The organism is Flavihumibacter sp. UBA7668 (assembly GCF_002483205.1).
Lineage (GTDB): Bacteria > Bacteroidota > Bacteroidia > Chitinophagales > Chitinophagaceae > Flavihumibacter.
Genome location: NZ_DLHM01000007.1, coordinates 835,007 through 854,315, shown reverse-complemented (window position 1 = coordinate 854,315; position 19,309 = coordinate 835,007). Strand labels below are relative to the sequence as shown.

Annotated in this window: 17 protein-coding genes; 4 read left to right on the top strand and 13 right to left on the bottom strand. The window is 41.1% G+C overall.

The genetic code is table 11. From position 1 onward, the window contains the following. Positions 1-80: 80 nt before the first annotated feature. From B2746_RS21070 to B2746_RS21045, 6 genes are all read right to left on the bottom strand, one after another. On the bottom strand, positions 81-554 hold the full coding sequence (locus B2746_RS21070; protein WP_290798661.1) for a GyrI-like domain-containing protein: 474 nt from the start codon (positions 552-554) through the stop codon (positions 81-83). Continuing rightward, positions 554-1,423, bottom strand: coding sequence for a TolB family protein (locus B2746_RS21065; protein ID WP_290798659.1), 870 nt, complete (start codon positions 1,421-1,423; stop codon positions 554-556). Before B2746_RS21065 ends, B2746_RS21070 begins: the two co-directional genes overlap by 1 nt. A gap of 56 nt (positions 1,424-1,479) precedes the next feature. Continuing rightward, complete coding sequence (locus B2746_RS21060; RefSeq protein WP_290798657.1) at positions 1,480-2,040, bottom strand: zinc-ribbon domain-containing protein; 561 nt, start codon at positions 2,038-2,040, stop codon at positions 1,480-1,482. Between the two features lie 122 nt (positions 2,041-2,162). Continuing rightward, the gene (locus B2746_RS21055; RefSeq protein WP_290798655.1) at positions 2,163-4,478 is read right to left on the bottom strand and encodes a mechanosensitive ion channel family protein; all 2,316 of its coding nucleotides are present in this window, start codon (positions 4,476-4,478) and stop codon (positions 2,163-2,165) included. A gap of 101 nt (positions 4,479-4,579) precedes the next feature. Next, the gene (locus B2746_RS21050; RefSeq protein ID WP_290798653.1) at positions 4,580-4,951 is read right to left on the bottom strand and encodes a DUF1304 domain-containing protein; all 372 of its coding nucleotides are present in this window, start codon (positions 4,949-4,951) and stop codon (positions 4,580-4,582) included. A gap of 290 nt (positions 4,952-5,241) precedes the next feature. After that, positions 5,242-5,811, bottom strand: coding sequence for a helix-turn-helix domain-containing protein (locus tag B2746_RS21045; RefSeq protein WP_290798651.1), 570 nt, complete (start codon positions 5,809-5,811; stop codon positions 5,242-5,244). Between the two features lie 221 nt (positions 5,812-6,032). Between B2746_RS21045 and B2746_RS21040 the strand changes: the two genes are divergently transcribed. Together B2746_RS21040 and B2746_RS21035 are read left to right on the top strand one after the other, a co-directional pair. Continuing rightward, entirely contained in the window at positions 6,033-6,599 is a 567-nt protein-coding gene (locus B2746_RS21040; protein WP_290798649.1) for a biliverdin-producing heme oxygenase, read from the top strand. Beyond that, on the top strand, positions 6,596-8,773 hold the full coding sequence (locus tag B2746_RS21035) for an ATP-binding protein (protein WP_290798647.1): 2,178 nt from the start codon (positions 6,596-6,598) through the stop codon (positions 8,771-8,773). Before B2746_RS21040 ends, B2746_RS21035 begins: the two co-directional genes overlap by 4 nt. On the opposite strand, the gene B2746_RS21030 is transcribed toward B2746_RS21035, so the two are convergent. Further along, a complete protein-coding gene (locus tag B2746_RS21030; RefSeq protein ID WP_290798645.1) occupies positions 8,770-9,702 on the bottom strand; it encodes a winged helix-turn-helix domain-containing protein in 933 nt (310 codons plus the stop codon). The two genes, B2746_RS21035 and B2746_RS21030, sit on opposite strands and share 4 nt — an antisense overlap. 116 nt (positions 9,703-9,818) lie before the next feature. Here B2746_RS21030 and B2746_RS21025 point away from each other — a divergent pair, with 116 nt between their 5' ends. After that, positions 9,819-10,538, top strand: coding sequence for a ligand-binding sensor domain-containing protein (locus B2746_RS21025; RefSeq protein WP_290798643.1), 720 nt, complete (start codon positions 9,819-9,821; stop codon positions 10,536-10,538). Positions 10,539-10,547: 9 nt separating this feature from the next. Here the strand turns inward: B2746_RS21025 and B2746_RS21020 are convergent, their stop codons facing one another. From B2746_RS21020 to B2746_RS21010, 3 genes are read right to left on the bottom strand one after another with little or no spacing between them, the layout of a single operon-like run. Further along, complete coding sequence (locus tag B2746_RS21020; protein WP_290798640.1) at positions 10,548-12,035, bottom strand: glycoside hydrolase family 30 protein; 1,488 nt, start codon at positions 12,033-12,035, stop codon at positions 10,548-10,550. Positions 12,036-12,047: 12 nt separating this feature from the next. Continuing rightward, a complete protein-coding gene (locus tag B2746_RS21015; protein ID WP_290798637.1) occupies positions 12,048-13,244 on the bottom strand; it encodes an AGE family epimerase/isomerase in 1,197 nt (398 codons plus the stop codon). A 3-nt stretch (positions 13,245-13,247) separates the two neighbouring features. After that, positions 13,248-14,411, bottom strand: a complete 1,164-nt coding sequence (locus B2746_RS21010) for an esterase (protein ID WP_290798634.1) — start codon at positions 14,409-14,411, stop codon at positions 13,248-13,250. A 366-nt stretch (positions 14,412-14,777) separates the two neighbouring features. On the opposite strand from B2746_RS21010, the gene B2746_RS21005 reads away from it, so the two are divergent. After that, positions 14,778-15,653 (top strand): helix-turn-helix domain-containing protein, encoded by an 876-nt coding sequence (locus B2746_RS21005; RefSeq protein ID WP_290798631.1) that lies wholly within the window; start codon positions 14,778-14,780, stop codon positions 15,651-15,653. Here B2746_RS21005 and B2746_RS21000 read toward each other — a convergent pair. The 3 genes from B2746_RS21000 to B2746_RS20990 are packed head-to-tail and all read right to left on the bottom strand — an operon-like array spanning position 15,628 to position 19,282. Continuing rightward, positions 15,628-17,025, bottom strand: coding sequence for an MFS transporter (locus tag B2746_RS21000; protein WP_290798628.1), 1,398 nt, complete (start codon positions 17,023-17,025; stop codon positions 15,628-15,630). The genes B2746_RS21005 and B2746_RS21000 overlap by 26 nt on opposite strands. Beyond that, on the bottom strand, positions 17,025-18,236 hold the full coding sequence (locus B2746_RS20995; RefSeq protein WP_290798625.1) for a glycosidase: 1,212 nt from the start codon (positions 18,234-18,236) through the stop codon (positions 17,025-17,027). The genes B2746_RS21000 and B2746_RS20995 overlap by 1 nt, the downstream gene beginning before the upstream one ends. A gap of 20 nt (positions 18,237-18,256) precedes the next feature. Then, positions 18,257-19,282: a glycosyl hydrolase gene (locus B2746_RS20990; protein ID WP_290798622.1), complete on the bottom strand. Its 1,026-nt coding sequence runs from the start codon at positions 19,280-19,282 to the stop codon at positions 18,257-18,259. Between the last annotated feature and the right edge of the window lie 27 nt (positions 19,283-19,309).

The following is a 19,309-nucleotide window of genomic DNA, read 5'->3' as shown; positions in this document are numbered from 1 at the left end:
ATGCTGGCTACAATAGCCAACCTTTATAAAGAAGATTAGATAGGTTGACCTGTAGAAATCAACTGTTGAAATGATCTACACTAGATAAGCGGAATCCACACTTCTTCCTCTGAAAGCGGGTCATTATTTCGGTATTTAGCACCCAGCACTTCAAAATGTGGACGATTATCCAACTGATAACCGGAAGAAGGCAGCCATTGCTGAAATATAAATTGAAGAGTGATGCCAAAGTTGGTAGTATCTCCTTTGTGCAGAAATACTGCATATTTGCCAGCCGGCAGAAGGAAAGGGAGCATTCCTTCCGGCAAATTATCATGCGTGGAAACTTCAGTCAATGCCCATTTGGTAAAATTAGTTGCCGGATTGAAGGCAGCAAAATAATCAGGAGGATATACCTGCAAAGAGTAGAGATCATTGCCTATACGGTCGGTGATATATTTACGAGTTGACATAAAACCGGACCATAATTCTCCTGTTCGATTATTGATAAGCGACATTTCTATTTGCTGGCCTGCCATCAATCGTTCTTCAATAAATTCTATTCTTAAAAACATCATCGGTATTTTTCAACATCAAAATCTATATAATACAAATTCTCCAACATTCGGTTAGGCAGCTTTTCCTGTCGTGAAAAATAAAGCCGATTTTCTTTTTTATGCAGAAATGGACAAAACTCAGCCAATGCTGAATTGATTGGCTGCCCCAAATTTTTAGGCGCAGTCCATTGCTCATTCTTCCTGAAACTTATATATAAATCAACTTCACCAAATCCTGTAGAATCAGTAGAAAAATAAAGGAGAAAATCTTCCGCCGGAGATATAAAAGGATTGGATTCCCGTTGAGAAGTATTTACCGGTCTACCCAAATTCTTAGGTAACAGATAGTTTCCATTCCTGAATTCCGAAACATAAATATCAGATTTGCCAACCTGGTCTTCATTTTCTTTCATGAAATAGATATTTCCATTGGCAGACATAGAAGCATAAGATTCTGAAGCATCTGAATTTATTACATTTCCCAGGTGGTAGGGTTCACCCCAGCCATTTTTTTCCTTTTTAACCGCCCAAATATCAAACCCGGTGCGGCCCGGTTTATCAGGTACGGAACGGGTTGATTGAAAGAGCACCAGGTCCCCACCCGGACTGAACATGGGATCAATATCTTTCCAGGATGCTGTTGCCGAAGAAAAGCCTGCAATTACAGGTTTTGACCACCGGCCGTTTTTTTTATGTGATTCCATAATAACCAAAGTATCCCTCCTTCCATTTGACTGAACCCAAAGTGCTGTCCTGGAATCGGGAGAAATCGTAAGCCCAAATACGCCACCATTGCTAATTAGTCCCGGTTCAAACATATGTGGTTGAGAAAACACAGCATTTACTTTTGAGAGAAAAATGATAGATAAGGTTATTATGCGAAACATAAAAATAGTTTTAAAACAAAAGATAAGCATTTGCCTTTCTCAGGCAATACCTTCTATCAATTTCGTTCAATATCGATCAGTTCTCCCTTATCAAACCAGGCTTTTAATTCATTTTTATGAATTGCAAATTGTTCTGTTGAAAATCCGGTTTCTCCCTTTTCTTTTAATTCTCTTAAACCCGAAAGTTTATTGGTTTCATAATTATGGACTCTGAACAGCACTGAATCACCATTTATCTGATCTATCTTATAAAGAGTATACTGCCGTTCCGGCGTTTTGATTTCCAATAAATCACCTGCCTTAGGAGTCAATACCAGTTGTGCATTTTTATCCTGCTTTTTTTTGTCATTGACCACTATCACAGTAATTAAAATAGCAAGTAATGCAAGACCTGAAAACATCCAAAAAGGAGATTTTATTGTTTTTTTGGCTTCCTTATAAGAAGCCATTAAGCCAGGAGGCATTTCTTTGGGTTCAAGTGATTGTTTGCAATGATCACATTGGCTCACTGCTGTTTTACCAATTGGAAAAAATGGTATCCAAAATACATGTGCATACTTCTGAAACACGTACAGATCAATCCGGTTATCCATTCCGCAATTGCTGCATTTGTCCATTAACTGAATTTTTGAAATTTGCTTCGCTCTTGAACCATAAATAATCATGCTCTGGGTTTTTAATTGGGTTAATCATAGGAAAAAATAATAGTAAAACCCGGTATTTGCAAGCCCCGTCAATTTTAAAGCAATTCCAGGCCGGATTGATGAGCGCGAACCAAAAGGTCACTATTCGCTTCTTCAATTTTTGTGGTATCCACACACCAGAAATAAACTTTCAGCTCAAAACCGTCCGCATCAATTTTAGTGAATAAAACCTGTGGTTCCCGCAAAGGATACACAAAATTGGAAGACAGAACAAACTCTTTAACCTGAGCAGCCGCTTTTTCCATATCATTGCCCAAAATTCTTAGTGACAACTCCATTCTTTGTTGCTGATTGCTAAGGGTCCAGTTAATGATCGGTTGGGATAAAAGATCTCCATTAGGTATGATTACCTCAGCGCCTTCCTTTGTTTGCAGAATACTCGACCTAAGTCCGATTTCCCGAACCTTACCCTGATTCGCACCAATTTCTACTGAATCTCCAATCTGTAAGGGACGATCAAAAATCAGAATAATACCCGAAACAAAATTACTGACGATATTCTGTAAGCCAAGCCCAATACCAACCCCAAGGGCACCCAGGACAATTGTGATTTTATCAACCGGAACCCCGGATGCTGCTACTGCAAGCATATACCCTAAACTCAGTACAATTAATTTAGTGATTAACAAACGGGATCGTTGTTTTTTGTTTTGTACCTCGTCATCCATTCCCGCATCGCCAAAGAAATAACCGACATATTTCTGCAGCAGGTGTGCCATCCAGATGATTAGAAAAAAAAGCAATATTCCTCCAAATGTGAAACTTGCATTTCCAATTGTTCGCTCGGTTCTTAGAGCTACGAGCATCCAATCATACAAGGCAGAATAAATATTTAGATTGGTGGTAAATACGATCAGCCACTGTAAAATCACAATCAACAATATAGGTCGATTGAAGCTCTCCATCACATGATTGTATTCAAACCCACCTGTTATACCTCTCCGATAACGGCTTGCAACCATTTGTAATAGAATCGCTTCCATACAAATTTTGCTGAATACCGCTAACCCAATAGCCTGCATAAAAGCAAAAATTGCAGCATTGCCAAGTAATTGGGATAAGGTGATTCTTCCTGCCAGATTACAGAACAGGGAAAGTACATTCATTACATTATGCAAAATGATCACAAAACGCAAAAAACCTTTCAGGTGAAGATGATCCTTCATCCTGGTCAAAAAAAGTGTACCAAACAGGATGGACAATATATTGAGGAAAATAAATCCGATCCTGGCCCAGAAGCCCGGATCCGGAATATGATTGGTCAGAGAAAATGCCAGGTATAAAACCACCATAATCAACCAGTACATAAATAACTGTCTCGGCCATTTATTCCAACAGATGATCGTTAAAACGATTAATACCAGAAATTGAATTGCTTCGACATAAGCGGAGGGAGCACTTAGGTCAAATAAGGGTGCCAGCGACAAGATGATTACCAATCCGCCTATGAAAAAAGCAGAAGGCAGGTATATGAAACCCATTTCTCTTAATATACTGGCAGCATTGGCCTTCCTGATAGTGTAACTGTTCCGGTAAGTCCATCCAATAAATAGTATCCCTATAAACAATAACATTATCCGGTTGATACTGCTATCCCTAAAATAAAAATTAAGTGCTTTCCGTTCAGATTCCACCACTTTACGGATAGATGATTTTTCACTGCTTGTCAACACAGAGGTGTCCTTCTCCCATAATAAGTTGCTTTCTTTCCCAAAAATGCGTTTGGTGGCAGATGCCAGCAGATCGTCCAGCTTATCGAGTAATTGTCCGGCTAAAACCGAATTGGAAGAGGCATGAGTTTGCAGTCGGTTAACTGCTGCTATACTTTCCCGAAGATGGCGGCGGGTGGATCGCCAGCTGGTTCTCATCTCCATTAACTGCGTACTAAATTCCTGAACCATGGCTGAATCTTTCTGCAATTGCCGGAGAACTGTATCGCCAATAAGGGTTCTGATAGTTTTCCGCATCAATAGCAGATTTGCTTCTGCTGTATCAAGTCTTTCGCGCCGACTAACCAGATCCTCTTCCATATGAACCAGGAGGGTCCGGAATACCTGCAGATTCCGAAGGTTAAGGGCTTTTGAATTATTAATAACGTTATCTTTTATAACAGCCAGGATGGAATCGTTTTCCTTTAACTTATTCCGGGTCTTTCCAAATGAATTTCCCAGCTGGGTCCTGTTATCAATATCCTCCAGGACAGCAAAGGTCTTTTCGATCTGTAACTGATAGTCGCTGCTATTCAACTGACTGGTATCGGCAAAAAAACCACCCCTCCATCGCCGGGTTGTGTTAGAAGAATCCGATCGCTGACGGGAAAGAGAATCCTGAGCCTGCAGAGATTCAGACAAGAAAATGCTGTAAAAGATGCACAGAAAAACCAAGAAACGATGGATCATAACAGGAATTGGAGTCAAAATAATACCTGAAAATACAGGTATTCTGCTGCAATTTATAGCCTGTTGGCAATTACCGCCAGCAATGCCAGCAAAGCGGGTAGTCCCTGGGTAATAAATATTTTTCTGTGGGCAGTCCACCCTCCATAAATGCCCGCCACCAACACACAGGATAGAAAAAAGAGCGCGATATTGGAGCACCATAACTCATCCTTCACAAAAAAAGACCAGATCAAGCCTGCGGCGAGAAACCCATTATATAGTCCCTGATTCGCTGCCAGTTTTTTGGTTGGTTTGAAAAGTTCATCCGGCATTGATCCACGGAACGTCTTTTTACCGAGCGTTTCCCAGGCAAACATTTCCATATAAAGTATATAAAGATGTTCAATTGCAACCAGTGCAATTAGAATGGAAGCCAGCAAAGCCATAAGTACAAGATTTCCAAAAAGATACGAAAAAGACAGGTTAGTACTTAGCAAACGCCTGTTTGTCCCAAAATAAGGGGTATTGGTGTATTAAAATTTTATCGGGTATCCTGCTGATGTAAATTAGTAGCAGCAGTTTGGTTTAATGAATACTTTGTCGGTTGTTACAGGTTCCAAATCCTACATAACTATTGTTTGCAGAATTCTCACACATGAAGTTATAAGTTGAAAACCATGAAGCAGGTCTTTCACATGGGGTAAAGGCCTGCTTTCATTTTATCCTATACTGATTCTTACCCAACTTTTCCCAGTTCCTGCATTGTTTTTCTTCTGGCAATACCTTCCTTCTTAAATTGGGAAGGTGATATTCCCGTGATTTTCTTAAACTGATTGGATAAATGAGCCACCTGTTTATAATCCAATAATTCTGCTACTTCCTTCAGGGACTTATTTTCAATAGTAAGCATCTCCTTAGCTTTTTCAATTTTAAGAGCAATCCCATACTGTTCAATTGTATTGCCAGTTAGTCCTGAAAAATAGGACGCCAACTGTTTGTATTCCATTCCCAATAAATCAGCCAGATAATCAGACAGGTTTTGCTTTATTTTCCTTTTATTCATAATGAAGTCTGCAATGCCGCCTTTAATTTTATCAATCAGCACTTCTTCTTCTGAATCTACCAGTTCAAGTCCGCCTTTTTCTATTGCCTGAGCGAAATTTTGCTTTTTTTCATCTGATATCAACCCCGGTAATTCAACTTCTCCCAAGTCTACCCGAACTGGTTTTATTCCCAGTTTTTCAAGCTCCTCCTGCACCAGCAATAGGCAGCTTTCACAGGCCATATTCCGAATGTATAAAATCATAGATTGGTTTTATACCCGTAATAGCAAGATAAATACCAATCATTTTACGGCTGAAACTTGCATAATTGGGGTAATAAATTGTGTAATTTTTTCAACAATTTCTTCAAACCCTTAACTATGTTGATGTTAGGTCCGGGGAAACAAGATCTGCTTGTTGTTTAACCATTAGCGGAGAGGAGCCCCTGTGATTTAAACGTATTTTTGACGCTGATCGACCACACATGCTTCACCCTTTTTTACGTTCAAAAACTGATGACCAACACCAGCAGTTGGAAAAAGTATTTATGGATCTGTTGCTGCAGGTTAAAACCGCTGGCGATTATGAAAAACTGCTTAAAAAAATGGCAGGCTTTTTAGTCCCATTGGAAGAATTGCTCAGACAATTCCCATTGCAGGAATTTATTCCGGATATATCTCAAAGACAAAGGAAACATCATTTATTAGCAGATATAGCACATTTCGATCCCGATTGGCAACCAGAACAATCAGCGGAACTTCCGGAAATAAACAGTACTTATCAGGCAATGGGTGCATTATATGTACTCGAAGGATCAACGCTGGGCGGACCAATTATTGCCCGCATGGTGAGGCAACAGACGGGTATTGAAAAAGGACTTACCTATTTTGAAAGCTATGGGGAAGATCGAAAACCTATGTGGACAAAATTTCGGGACTCGCTGGAGTTACCCGGACTTTTTCAACATAAAGAAATCATTGCTTCCACTGCAATAGCCTGTTTTATGGCTTATAAACAGTGGTTGGAATTAAAAAAGCAGAATCAATTATGATGCAAAATCCAATTAATCAATGCAACCGGGAGTTAATTCAATATCCAGGCAAAATTCAGCCTCATGGAGCACTCCTTGTCATTAATCGGGAAAGTTTGCTGATAGAACAGGCAAGTCCTTCTATCCAACAATTTCTACCGGTAACCGCAGCTGATGCATTGGGTAAATCCATCTACGATTTGCTTGCCAATTGCAATTATCATCCCAATTTCGAACAGGGAGCATACCAGTTGATTCAAACCAGGCTTGGTGAGACTTATCTTATTTCTCATTATACAACTGAGCACCTGTTACTTGAATTTGAGCCCTATCTGGGTTATACGTATAACGAAGAAGCCATAATGACAAGAATGCTCCATTATCTGAATCAATCAGACGGAGTTTCGGTTTCTCTTAAAGAAGCTGTAAAAAATGTAAAAGAAATCACCGGCTTTAATCGTGTAATGGTGTATATGTTTCATGAAGATGGTCATGGTGAAGTAATAGAAGAACTTGCAGATCCTGGTTTAGAGCCATTTTTTGGATTACATTATCCTGCATCAGATATTCCCAAACAAGCAAGAGACTTATATAAAAAGAACCTGGTCAGACTTATTGCAGATGTGTCTGCACCTGATAGTGTACTGGAAAAAATAGCCGGAAAGGAAAATGAATCTCCGGTTGACTTGTCCGATTCCGTATTGCGATCCGTATCCCCTACCCACATTCAATATCTCCAAAACATGGGGGTGGCAGCCAGTTTCAGTATATCTATATTATCCCAGGGTGAGCTCTGGGGATTAATTGCCTGCCATCATTATCAACCCAAACACCTGGACTACCGTCAACGCTTACATGCTAAAATGATCGGCCAGATGTTGTCATCCGCTGTTCGTTTCCAGGCAGAAGAAGAAAAACAACAACTGCTCCATTTCTGGCGCGAAAATACCGCCAGCCTGGTACGGCAAATGCGTCAGTCCGACAGCATTATAACCGGTTTAACCAATGGCAACCATGATTTGCTGTCTATCAATAGTGCCAACGGCGCCGCCATTCTGTATGAGGATCAGCTTACCCTCGTTGGACAAACACCCGAACCTTCTTTTATTCGGGAGCTTGCGGTTTTTTTGCAAAATGCTTCCACCAAACAGGTTTTTCAGACCAATTTTTTATCTGCAATTTTCCCTGAAGCAGCAAATTTTACACAAACTGCAAGTGGAATATTATGCGCGCCTTTATCCGCCGATCTTAAAGACCTGATACTTTGGTTCAAACCTGAATTGGAACAGGAAATCAAATGGGCAGGCAATCCGGAGAAGGCGGTAGTTATAAATATGAATGGCGAAACCAGAATAGAACCTCGTACCTCATTTGCAGAATTTATACAATCTCTTAAGGGACGTTCTGAAAAATGGTCGCCAGCCGAGCTTACTAATGCATATAAATTAAGAGAAGAAGTACTCTTACTTATACAGGAAAAAATAAACCAGTTACGCCGCCTGAATGAAGAACTAAAAAAAGCCTATGAAGAACTCGATAGTTTCAGTTATACTATTTCACATGATTTAAAAACTCCCATCGCAACTATTTACAATTTTGCAGATTTATTACTGGAAGAAGATCCCTCAATAGATAACCGGCTACTTACGCAAAAGATTAAGCGAAATGCAGAGCGAATGCAGCAGATGATCAAAGAAGTTTTTCATTATACTAAACTGGGTCGTGAGCAGATCAAACTCCAGCCAATTGATATGCAATCACTGCTTTTTCAAATCAGAGAAGATTTGCTGGATGCCTACAAAGATGCACAACCTGATCTTCAAATTGGGGATACTCCGGTTGTTTATGGTGACAGCACCATGATCAGTCAGGTATTCAGCAACCTGGTTGGTAACGCAGTAAAATATTCCTCCAAAAAGGAGAAACCAACCGTTCAGATTATTGGTGAATCAGATGAAGACTCTGTTCTTTATACCATTACGGATAACGGAATTGGAATGGATCCAAAACACACAGCCAACCTTTTTCATTTATTCTACCGCCTTCCGGGAGCCAGCAGTTTCGAAGGAACCGGGTTGGGTCTCGCCATAGTAAAGCGGATAATCGATAAACACCAGGGACAACTATGGTATGAAACGGAACAAAACAGGGGTACCCGTTTTTATATCAAACTGAAGAAATTGGAGGCTGTTTAGATTGGTTGATCCAGCACTTCCAGCTTATATCCTTTCCCATGAATGTTTATCAGCTGCACCGTGGGATCCGCTTCCAGTTTCTTCCGCAATTTTGAAACAAACATATCAAGGCTTCGGCCAACAATGACTCCTTCATCTTCCCATACTTCCTTTTGGAGTCTTTTCCGGTCAATCAGCTGATTCAGATCCGAACTGAATATCTCCAACAGGCGGGTTTCTTTACTTGTTAGCTGAATACCGTTACCAGCAAGAAGCAGGCATTGCTGCTGTGGATCAAATAAAAACTGGCCGATAGAAATACCCGCTGAAATGGGCTGACCTACTTCTATTTCCTCCACTATCTTTTCCCCGGGATTATTCCCTGATCGATACCAACCAAACCAAACCAGGCCGGCAAGTCCAATCGCAGCCCAACCCAGAAAGAGTTTTTCCGTTCCGGCAACAGGTGGTTCCCCGAGTTTGATATGAATGGTATATCGGGCAGGTTTCTGCTCTCTTCCCAGGCAGGGAACGATATTATCCTGCTCTTTTCCCAGCATGGCATAGCCAAACACAACCTCCCCGCTTGACTGCTCTTTTACATTTACAATATAGCGGGAACTTAATTTATGATCCTGGAAAACTTTCCGGATGGTATTTACAAGAGAATCCGGCTTAAAAGAAAACGCCGTTTCGAAAGGAAGCAGAAATTCTGTATCCGAAATTCGCTGAACGGCAGGAATTCTTGAACTGCTATCACCGGCAGATCGCAATAAATCATGGGCGATTTTTCTCAACACAATCATTTCTTTTGCTGATTCAAAAGCAGATTGTGCCGGATTCTTACTTACAAAAGCAGCCAGAATCAACACCAACACTATTGCAAATCCCGGCCAATAGAGTTTTCCTTTCATGGTGTAAAGATAGGTTTTACCAATAGCCTGTTCCACTTAAAACCACGATTTTACAGGCGTTTACAATCAATTTACAGTCGTTTTACCACTGCCGGCCAGCTATTTTCTACTTTAACACTGCATCTGAATTTATCATTTAAACGAATATACCAATGACCTCCTTCCTTTTTTCCATGCTGTGGTTTCTGCTAAATGGCTACGCCGGTACCACCGCTGTAAATGTTCCAGACCTGGCAACTGACAGCTTACCAACAAAAAAGCAGCCTGCTGAAATGCCTTCCGGTACCATCCGCTTATGGCCCGGACCACTGCAAGCCATGAAAGGCATGAATCCCGGACCAGAGGAACTGCAAATCAGCCAGTCTGTTCATCAGATAGTGGAAGACCGGGCAGGTGGAATCTGGATCGCCACCGGTGAAGCGGGAGTCTGCCTGTTTGACGGAACAGCGTATCACTATTTTACGACAGTGGACGGATTAGCCGGAAATACCGTTCGAACCATTATCCAGGATGCAGCCGGAGCAGTTTGGATGGCCACCAACGGAGGCATTTCACGCCGCACAGCCAGCGGGTTTACAACCTATACAACCGCCAATGGCTTGCCTGACAATGAAGTTTTAACCCTGCATATTGATCGCAAGGGTACTCTTTGGGCCGGAACCAGCACTGGTTTGGCAAAATTTGAAAAGGATGGCTTTGTTTCTTTGCCAATGTATCGCGAACCAAGACCTGAAAAGGACCAACCTGTTAGAACCCCGGTCAGTACAATCTATGAAGATAAAGCTGGTCAGCTTTGGTTTGGCACCAACGGTTTTGGCTTGTTTATGTACGATGGTAAAAACCTGAAAAATATTATCAAACCGGGTTGTTGATTCGGTTCCTTAATCAGTATTCCAGACATACGTACCAACTGATCCCGGTGCCAATTTGCATTGCATGATTTTCCCATGGTACTGAACACTGAAGGCGCCAGAAGAAAAACTGTCATTTACCACCACCAGTACAATTTTATTGGTGGTGGTTTTGAATGCAACGTTCGGAAATACCTGCGCCTGATCAATGGTTGCAACCCGGTTAATGAATGCTCTTTCTTCATCCTGTGTTAATACAACTACTTTATCTCCGGTATTGGTAGAAGCAATTCTTACTGAACCTGCCGGTACAAATTGGGAAGCATGCGCAATGGTATAGTAGGCCAGGTTTTTTTTGACCCGATCGCCGTCAATTGTTAAAGCACCCTGGCACATGGAACATCCGCCATTGTCTGTATGCGGGTCATTATTTGGATCCGCAGCAAGATTCCATAGTATTACATTTTTACTCCAGTTCCGGGTTGTGCTGATCAACATTCGTTTTACCGATCCTGTTATATTCAGTTGTTTTTCATAGTCCCGCTCGATAATCATCTGCTCGGTGAAATAAATATTTTTATCCGGCCGTGCCAGGTGCATGGTATTCATTGCGCTTAAATCCCCGCCATAATGATGAAAACCACTACCATCAACATATTGAGCGATATCCGGATCACTTAATAATGCCAGCGGATAATCAATACGATCGCAATTATGATCAAATAAAACAATTTTAGTCTGAATTGATTTTTTTTGGAATGCGGGACCAAGATGATTTTTTATAAAGGCTCCCTGCTCTTCCCGCAGCCATTGCATACTGGGTGTATTGCGTGAATTTAGTGGTTCGTTCTGCACAGTAATGGCATCGATCCGAATGCCCTGTTTTTTCATTTCCTCAATATACTTCACCAGATAACGGGCATACACATCATAACATTCCTTTTTCAATGCACCGCCCCGGATATTATCGTTCGTTTTCATCCAGACAGGTGCCGACCAGGGCGATCCCATAACCCTGATATCCGGATTTATAGTTAGAATTTCCTTCATTACGGGAACCACATCCTTTAGATCCTGAGATAAACTGAATTTTTTTAACTCCATATCAGTTTGTCCAGCCGGAAGATCATTATAGGAAAATACAAAACTATTTAAATCAGAAGCGCCGATGCTGAGCCGCAGATAACTTATGCCGGAAGATCCTGACCCGGTTCCAAATAGCTCCTTTAAAGTTTTAGTTCTTGAAACGGCACTCATCTTCATTAACAATTCAGCAGTTCCACCAGTAATTGCAAATCCAAAACCATCCATGGATTGAAACTGCTGTTTTTCATCTACTACTATTGTAGTGGCACCAGGCTTTGCTTTGTGCGTAAAGCTTAACTGCTCTCCACTTTCTTTTAGCAGCATGGTTCTGTCGGCCGAGCTTATCCAGGATTGAACAGGTATATCAGTTGATGTTTGGCCGACGGCAAATGAGCTCCCAAATAAAAGGACACCAGCAAGCAATTGTTTCATTTTTATTCTTTTTTATTGGATTCGATGTATGAGTTCCAAACAGGCACGTCCATTATGATAAGGACATTTCCAAAAGCCGGCTTTATCCTCCTTATCCAGAATTTTACCAGTATGATCAATTCCCCAAAACCATTCCCCTCTTTCCTTGTCGATGATTTTATTTTTAATAAATTTCCAGGAAGACAGGGTGAATTCCAGCCATTTCAACTCGCCACTTACTTGCCAGGCGGTAAAAAAGCCTACCATGGCCTCTGCCTGGGGCCACCAGTGTTTCTCTCTGATCATATGACCGGAAGAGAGGTCCGATTCATACCACAATCCGCCATCGGTATCCAATCCGCTAAGAGTTGCTTCTGCCATTCGAACCGAATTCTGCCGGAATAAATTTATCAATACATCATCCTTTACGACTTCTGCAGCTTCCAACAATAACCAGGCAGCTTCTATATCATGTCCAAATGAAATAATTCCTGACTGTACCGACCAGTCCATGCTAAAAAAAAGCTGCAGATGACCCGTTTCTTTTGCAAGTATCTTCTCAGAAAAGATCCATAACAATTGGATGATTTTGGATCTTAAGCGTATATCGGGCCAGATTCTGAATAAATTGGTATAAGCTTCCAGAATATGCAGGTGCGTATTCATGGTTTTGGGTTCATTGGCATCTTTATCACTTAAGCGCAAATCCTGCAGCTGGTCCCATTTGGCAGTTTTGGCTTCGATATAACCTCCGTCAACCGGATCCCAAAAATATTCTTCCAGTTTTTTAAACAGATCAATCGCCATCAGTTTCGATTGTTCATTACCGGTAGCCAGAAAATATTCTGAACAACCATAAATTACAAAAGCCAGTGCATATGCCTGTTTTTTGGAATCCAGTGGTTCCTGGTCCGCACGGATACTCCAAAACATGCCGCCATTTTGCTTATCCAGAAAATGGTTTATCAGGAAATTGAAAGCCCGATCTGCCATTTCCAAATCCGAAAGGCGGGCATTCAGCCGATAAGCAGCTGCAAAACTCCATAGTATCCTTGCATGCAGAATAAGACCTTTTGGTGCCTCTTTATTGACCTGATTAAGATTATTTATCTGACCATAAAAACCACCATTCTCCAGGTCTGCACTATGTTTTGACCAATAATCCAATATGCTGATCAATTCAGTATTCAAATCCTGTTTCAGCAATTGCAAATCCAAATATGTTCCCATCCTTTATTTTTTAAACAGTTCCTGCAGAAATGCATGTAGCTGAACCCTCCAAACCTTCCATTCATGTCCTCCAGGATTCGTAAATACCTTATGTCGAATGCCTTTCTGCTTTAGTTGTGTGATCAGGGCTTCATGCCCCGGCATTCTGGGATCATCTGTACCACAACCAATCCATAATAGCCGTAACGCAGTATTAACATTTTCGGGCTTGTCAAAAACTCCGGGAGCTCTTTCATCAATTGAAAAAGCAGGGTCGCTTAATAAACCGGAGCTGAATTCGCCAATCCAGGAAAAGGAACGAAGGTTTCTCAATCCCATCACATACGCCTGTCCGCCGCCCATTGAAAGTCCTGCGATAGCCCGGTTCATTTTTCCTGGCAGAATCCGGTAATTTTTTTCAATATAAGGAACAATATCTTCCATCATTTCCTTCTCCAGTAATTCCATTCCCTCTTTATTACTGCCACCCGCCCAGGATCCATCGGTTAAACCATAAGGCATTACCATGATCATTGGAACCGCTTTTCCTTCAGCAATCAAATTATCCAGGATTACGTTGGCCCTGCCTGATTCCTGCGTCCAACTGGTTTCTGTATCACCCCCACCGTGTCGAAGGCAAAGCAGCGGAAATTTACGGGTTGGCTCTTTTAAATAGGTTGCCGGCAGGTAAACCACCATGGTGGCTTCTCTGTTTAATGCCCTGGAATGATACCTTATCTGGTGAAGAACTCCCTGTGGTACATTTTGATACTGATCAAAACCCGGCAGCCTGCTTTTTACTTCCACTACATTTCCATATAATTCTGTTCCCCTTTTAACGAGAGGGTTGGCTACATCTGTTGTCTTTACACCATCTACTATAAATATATAGGAGTATAGGCCGGGAGCCTGTGGGCCTATTGTTACTGACCAAACTCCGGCACTGTCCATCTCCATATTTTTAGGGACAATATTCCATTCTCCAAAATGGAGTTCCACAGTTTTTGCCTGTTTCCCTTTCAAACGAAATGTAATGGAGCCATCCGGATGAACCTGCGGAGAGAATGGTGCAGATGCGGGTTGCCAGAATCCACTGGTACTGAAACTACCCGAATCCTGGGCTACCGCCGAACTAATAACAGATAGGATAAATACCAATAAAGCAATGATTGATGAAGGCTGTTTCATATACCGTTGAATTGATGAAGGAAGTCAAAATTAGGTTCCTGAACTTCCGGTTTTTGATGCTTTCTTGTCGATTCCTGATTATATGCTGTCATCTCCTGAATCAAATCAACACCAGTTTCGGGTAAAACAAGCATATACGCGGGATTCGAATTACACTGGTTCATTATCAAAACAGAATAAAAATATAATCTGTATATACATTGATTATCAATAAATAAAAACCAGGCAGACCATAATTCATACAATTCGGACTATAATTCAAAGCTTATGGAGGTAAAAAAAATAGTATTGGGAACCTGTTATAGGACAAAATAAGATCAGTCTGTTAACAACGCACCATTTATTAACGAACGAAAGCTTTGCATTATGTTGAAAGATGTCTTAAGAGAGATTACACCCCTCAATCAGTACGATTGTTATACCATTTTTTCGCGTCACAAAGCGGAATTTACCTTCCCCCTGCATAATCATGAAGAAATGGAACTGAATCTGATTATAAACGCTTCCGGTACCCAGCGGATAATCGGTGATCATATTGACACTATTGATGATATGGAACTGGTGCTGATAGGTCCCAATTTACCTCATGGATGGTTTACCCATCAATGTACCAGCAGCGATATTCATGAGGTTACCATCCAGTTTAATAAGGAATTGCTTTGTCAGAATCTCCTGCAAAAGAACCAGCTCATCTATATCCGGAAACTATTCGACAACGCTAAAAGAGGGGTTCTGTTTGACAGGGAAACTGCACAGGTTATTGCAAAACGCATCCTCCGCCTTGAAAAAAGGACGGGATTTGACTCCATACTTGAACTATTCTCTATACTGCACGATCTGTCAATTGCAAGAAATACCAGGATGTTATCGGATGTAAGTTTTACGAAAGAAAGCCTGCAGCTTAACAGTCGACGCCTGGAACGGGTCTTTGATTATATGCATTATAATTTCCAGCGGGAGATTTCATTGGCAGAAGTTGCCAGAATTGCTAATATGCCGGAGGCATCCTTTAGCCGTTTTATCAAGCTTCATACCGGGTATACCTTTACAGACAGTCTTACAGAGATTCGGCTTGGACATGTTTCCCGAATGCTGATCGACACTACCCATTCCATTGCAGAAATTGCATTTAAATGCGGATTTAATAACCTGGCAAACTTCAATCGGATTTTTAAATTAAGAAAGGGATGTACCCCAAAAGAATTCAAGCGGAAATTTAATGGTCAACGGGTTTTCGTTTAATTGCAAGTTCAGTACCAACCCGCTCCATCTCCTTTTCAGACAACGGATAAAACAGGATAAAAACAAAGGAAAGAATCGAACCAATAGCAGGTAGCCAGCTCAGCATTAGGCGAATTCCGGTTTGGGCAGATTCGGCCTGTTCCATATTTGCCTGAAAGCCAAATGCAGCGAGCAGCCATCCGGTTAGCGCACCGCCTAAGGTCCAGCCTAGTTTTTGTGACATGGAAGAAGATGAAAAGATCAACCCGGTAGCCCTCCTTCCTGTTTTTAATTCTGAATAATCAGCAATATCAGCATACATTGACCACAATAAGGGGAATACAATTCCGGCACAGATACTGATCAAAAATTGTAAAATAAAAATAGGAAGCAGGGATTCTCTTCCCATCCAATAAAAAATCAAACTAAAAACGGAAGCCAGTAACATGGCCCAAAAATAGGTTTGCTTTTTCCCCAATTTATTGGCAATTGGAGAGGCAATAATTACACCCAGCATATTGGCCGCCTGGCCAATAACAAGATATAATGTAGAATAGGTAAGCGCAGTTCCCAATAAATTCACAGTGTCTTTTTCTGCAACAAAATATCGGAAATAATAAATGGTTGCTCCATCTCTGATCGAATTGAAAATCAAAGCTGCCACACCGGAAAGTAAGAGGATCCACCAGGGGCGGTTTTTAATCAGGTCTTTAATATCCTCCTTTAAAGAAACAGGATGTTCAATTATTGGCTTAACCCGTTCTTTAACCCATGCAAAGCAAAGTAGAAAAAGTACTATGCAAATAATTGCAATGAAGGTTACGGCATATTGCCAGGCCATTGCATTTAACGGACTGCTTTCCTGCGTACTTCCTCCCCAATAGGAAATCAAAGGCTCCATCAGGGCAAGGGCAATCAAACTTCCCGCAAATGCAAAACTCATTCGGAAAGAAGCTAGTGTATTTCTTTGTTTTGTATCAGATGATATTACTCCTAACAGCGATGCATAAGGTACATTTATTAATGAATAAATCATCATCATGGCGGAATATGTTATATATGCATATAACAATTTTCCGTTATTATCAAAATCCGGAACGGTAAATGTAACGATACCTATCAGTCCAAATGGAATCGCCATATACAAAATGTAAGGACGGAACTTACCCCATTTAGTGGTAGTTCGATCGGTCATAACACCAACAACAGGATCAAATACGGTGTCCCATATTCGTGTAATCAGAAACATGGTGCCAACCGATGCAGCATTTAATCCCATTACGTCTGTATAGAAAAAAAGCAGGTACATTCCAAAGAGCTTCCAGAACATAGAGGAAGCCATATCTCCGAACCCATACCCGATTTTTTCACGTAGACTGATTGATTCCATCATTATTTTCCTGTCTGTTGTTTTTCAACATTTATAGCAGATGTAAAGCCTAAGATATGATTCTTTTCTGCCAGCTCCTGAACAACACCAGCAGATGCAGCTGAATGGTAGCCGTCCGGTGCGGTGAATCTGCAATAATCTACTAATTTTTCTATAGTTGTTGTGCTTACATGAAGGCGGGTATCGCTGGATGCATAGTAAATAAAAACATCACCATTATCGTCTGCTATCCAGCCATTCGAAAATAACACATTGGATACATCTCCAACCCGTTCGGCTCCTTCAGGTGCCATAAAATAACCACCTGGTTTGTAAATGACCTTTGTAACATCCTCCAGGTCAGTCATAAATAAATATAGCGTATAACGTAATCCGGCTGCAGTATTTCGTACACCATGTGCCAGATGAAGCCATCCATAGGCTGTTTTAATGGGTGCCGGTCCCTGTCCATTTTTTGCCTCAGCAATAGTATGGTACTTTTTATTATCTATAACTTTTTCCTCTTCTATAATCGGATGTGTAATATCAGCACAAAATCCAATACCAATTCCTCCGCCATTTCCAGCTTCAATAAAACCATCCTGCGGGCGCGTATATAACATATACTTTCCATTAACGAATTCAGGGTGAAGGACCACATTTCTTTGCTGCGGGGATGGTGTTACCAGATCCGGTAATCGTTCCCAGGTTTCAAGATCCTTTGTCCGAACAATTCCGCATTGAGCTACTGCTGATGTTTGATCACCTTCGGATGCCGCCGGATCACGACGCTCCGTACAAAACAAACCATATACATACCCGTCTTCATGTTGAACAAGCCGGATATCATAAATATTAGTATCATAAAACCCTTCTGATGGAATCTGAACCGGTCTTTCCCGGAATACAAATCCATCAATACCGGATTCGCTTTCAGCGAGAGCAAAAAATGATTTTCGATCCCATCCCTCCACTCTGGCCATTACGATATACTTATTATCCCATTTTATTGCGCCGGCATTGAATACCGCATTAATACCAAACCGAATCATTAAATGCGGATTAGTTAGCTGATTAAAATCATACCGCCAGGATAAAGGAATATGGTCAGCTGTCAATACCGGATTTTTATATCTTGTAAAAATTCCATTTCCAGGTACAATTGCCTCATTTCTCAAATTCAATAACTGCTGGTAACCTGCAACCAGTTCCTGAAGTCTCTCGTCGAAATTCATATGTATAAAAAAGTTGTTCATTAATTGTTCCAACCTGGCATCTGATCCAGTGTAATTATATTTGGTGCATTGATTAAATTCCTGATAGATTCAGTTGAATTATGGCTGAATACCAATTCAGACCATCCCATGAAAAATGTCCACTTTGGTTGTGCAGCCAACACAGCTGCTGTTGGTAATTTTTGGCATTCTCCAAGAGCAATGGGTTTTCCGCCTGAAGCCTGTAGCATTATATTATACTTCTCATTTGAAAAACCGGAAGCATCATCATAAATATCCAAAGCAGCCAGATCATAATAATTGATACCGGGATTATACTGTACTGCATCTGTTGCCAGCGTAGGAAAATCCTGAATATCCCATACCCAGATAAGATTGGTGAGTTTTTTCTCCTTCACCATATAATCATAGGTTAACTGCCATAATTTTCTCGTGCCCTCTGGCCCGGGTCTGCCTCCCCACCAAAAAACGCCCTGGTTCATTTCATGTAGCGGTCGCCACAGCACTTCCACCCCCTGTTGTTTTAATATATTCAGATGTATGGACACTTCATCCATCATCGCTTTCCAGCGATTATTTAAGCCTGTGCCAGTTGTAATCAACTCCTTCCATTGTGCATCTGATAACTGACTTTTTACTCCTTTATCATCCCAACCACATGGTTGTGCTAATGCAGGATTACAGGCATGCCACATTATATTGACAACAGCGCCATTTTTCCACTGCCGAACGGCTTCTGCAATCATAGCAGGCCGATCTCTGATATTTTCTTCCTGAAAAAGAAAATCACCACTCCAGAGAGCAGGATATTTTCCGGTTTGCTTAAAAACCTCTTCTGTCCACTGAGCCGGCTTTGAATTAGGTTCCCTGTTATGTATTCCGAAAAGCGTTTTGGAACCTGAAATAGCTTTCAGATATTCCAGTGTTTTATATTTTACCTGAGGTACCGGTGGGGGTACAGGATCTACTATGGATTTATTTCCCGCACCACAGGAGAAGCTTAATAATACAATAAAGATGGTGCTGTGCTTAAACAATGCATTCATATGGCAGACTTTTGATAATACCTGTAT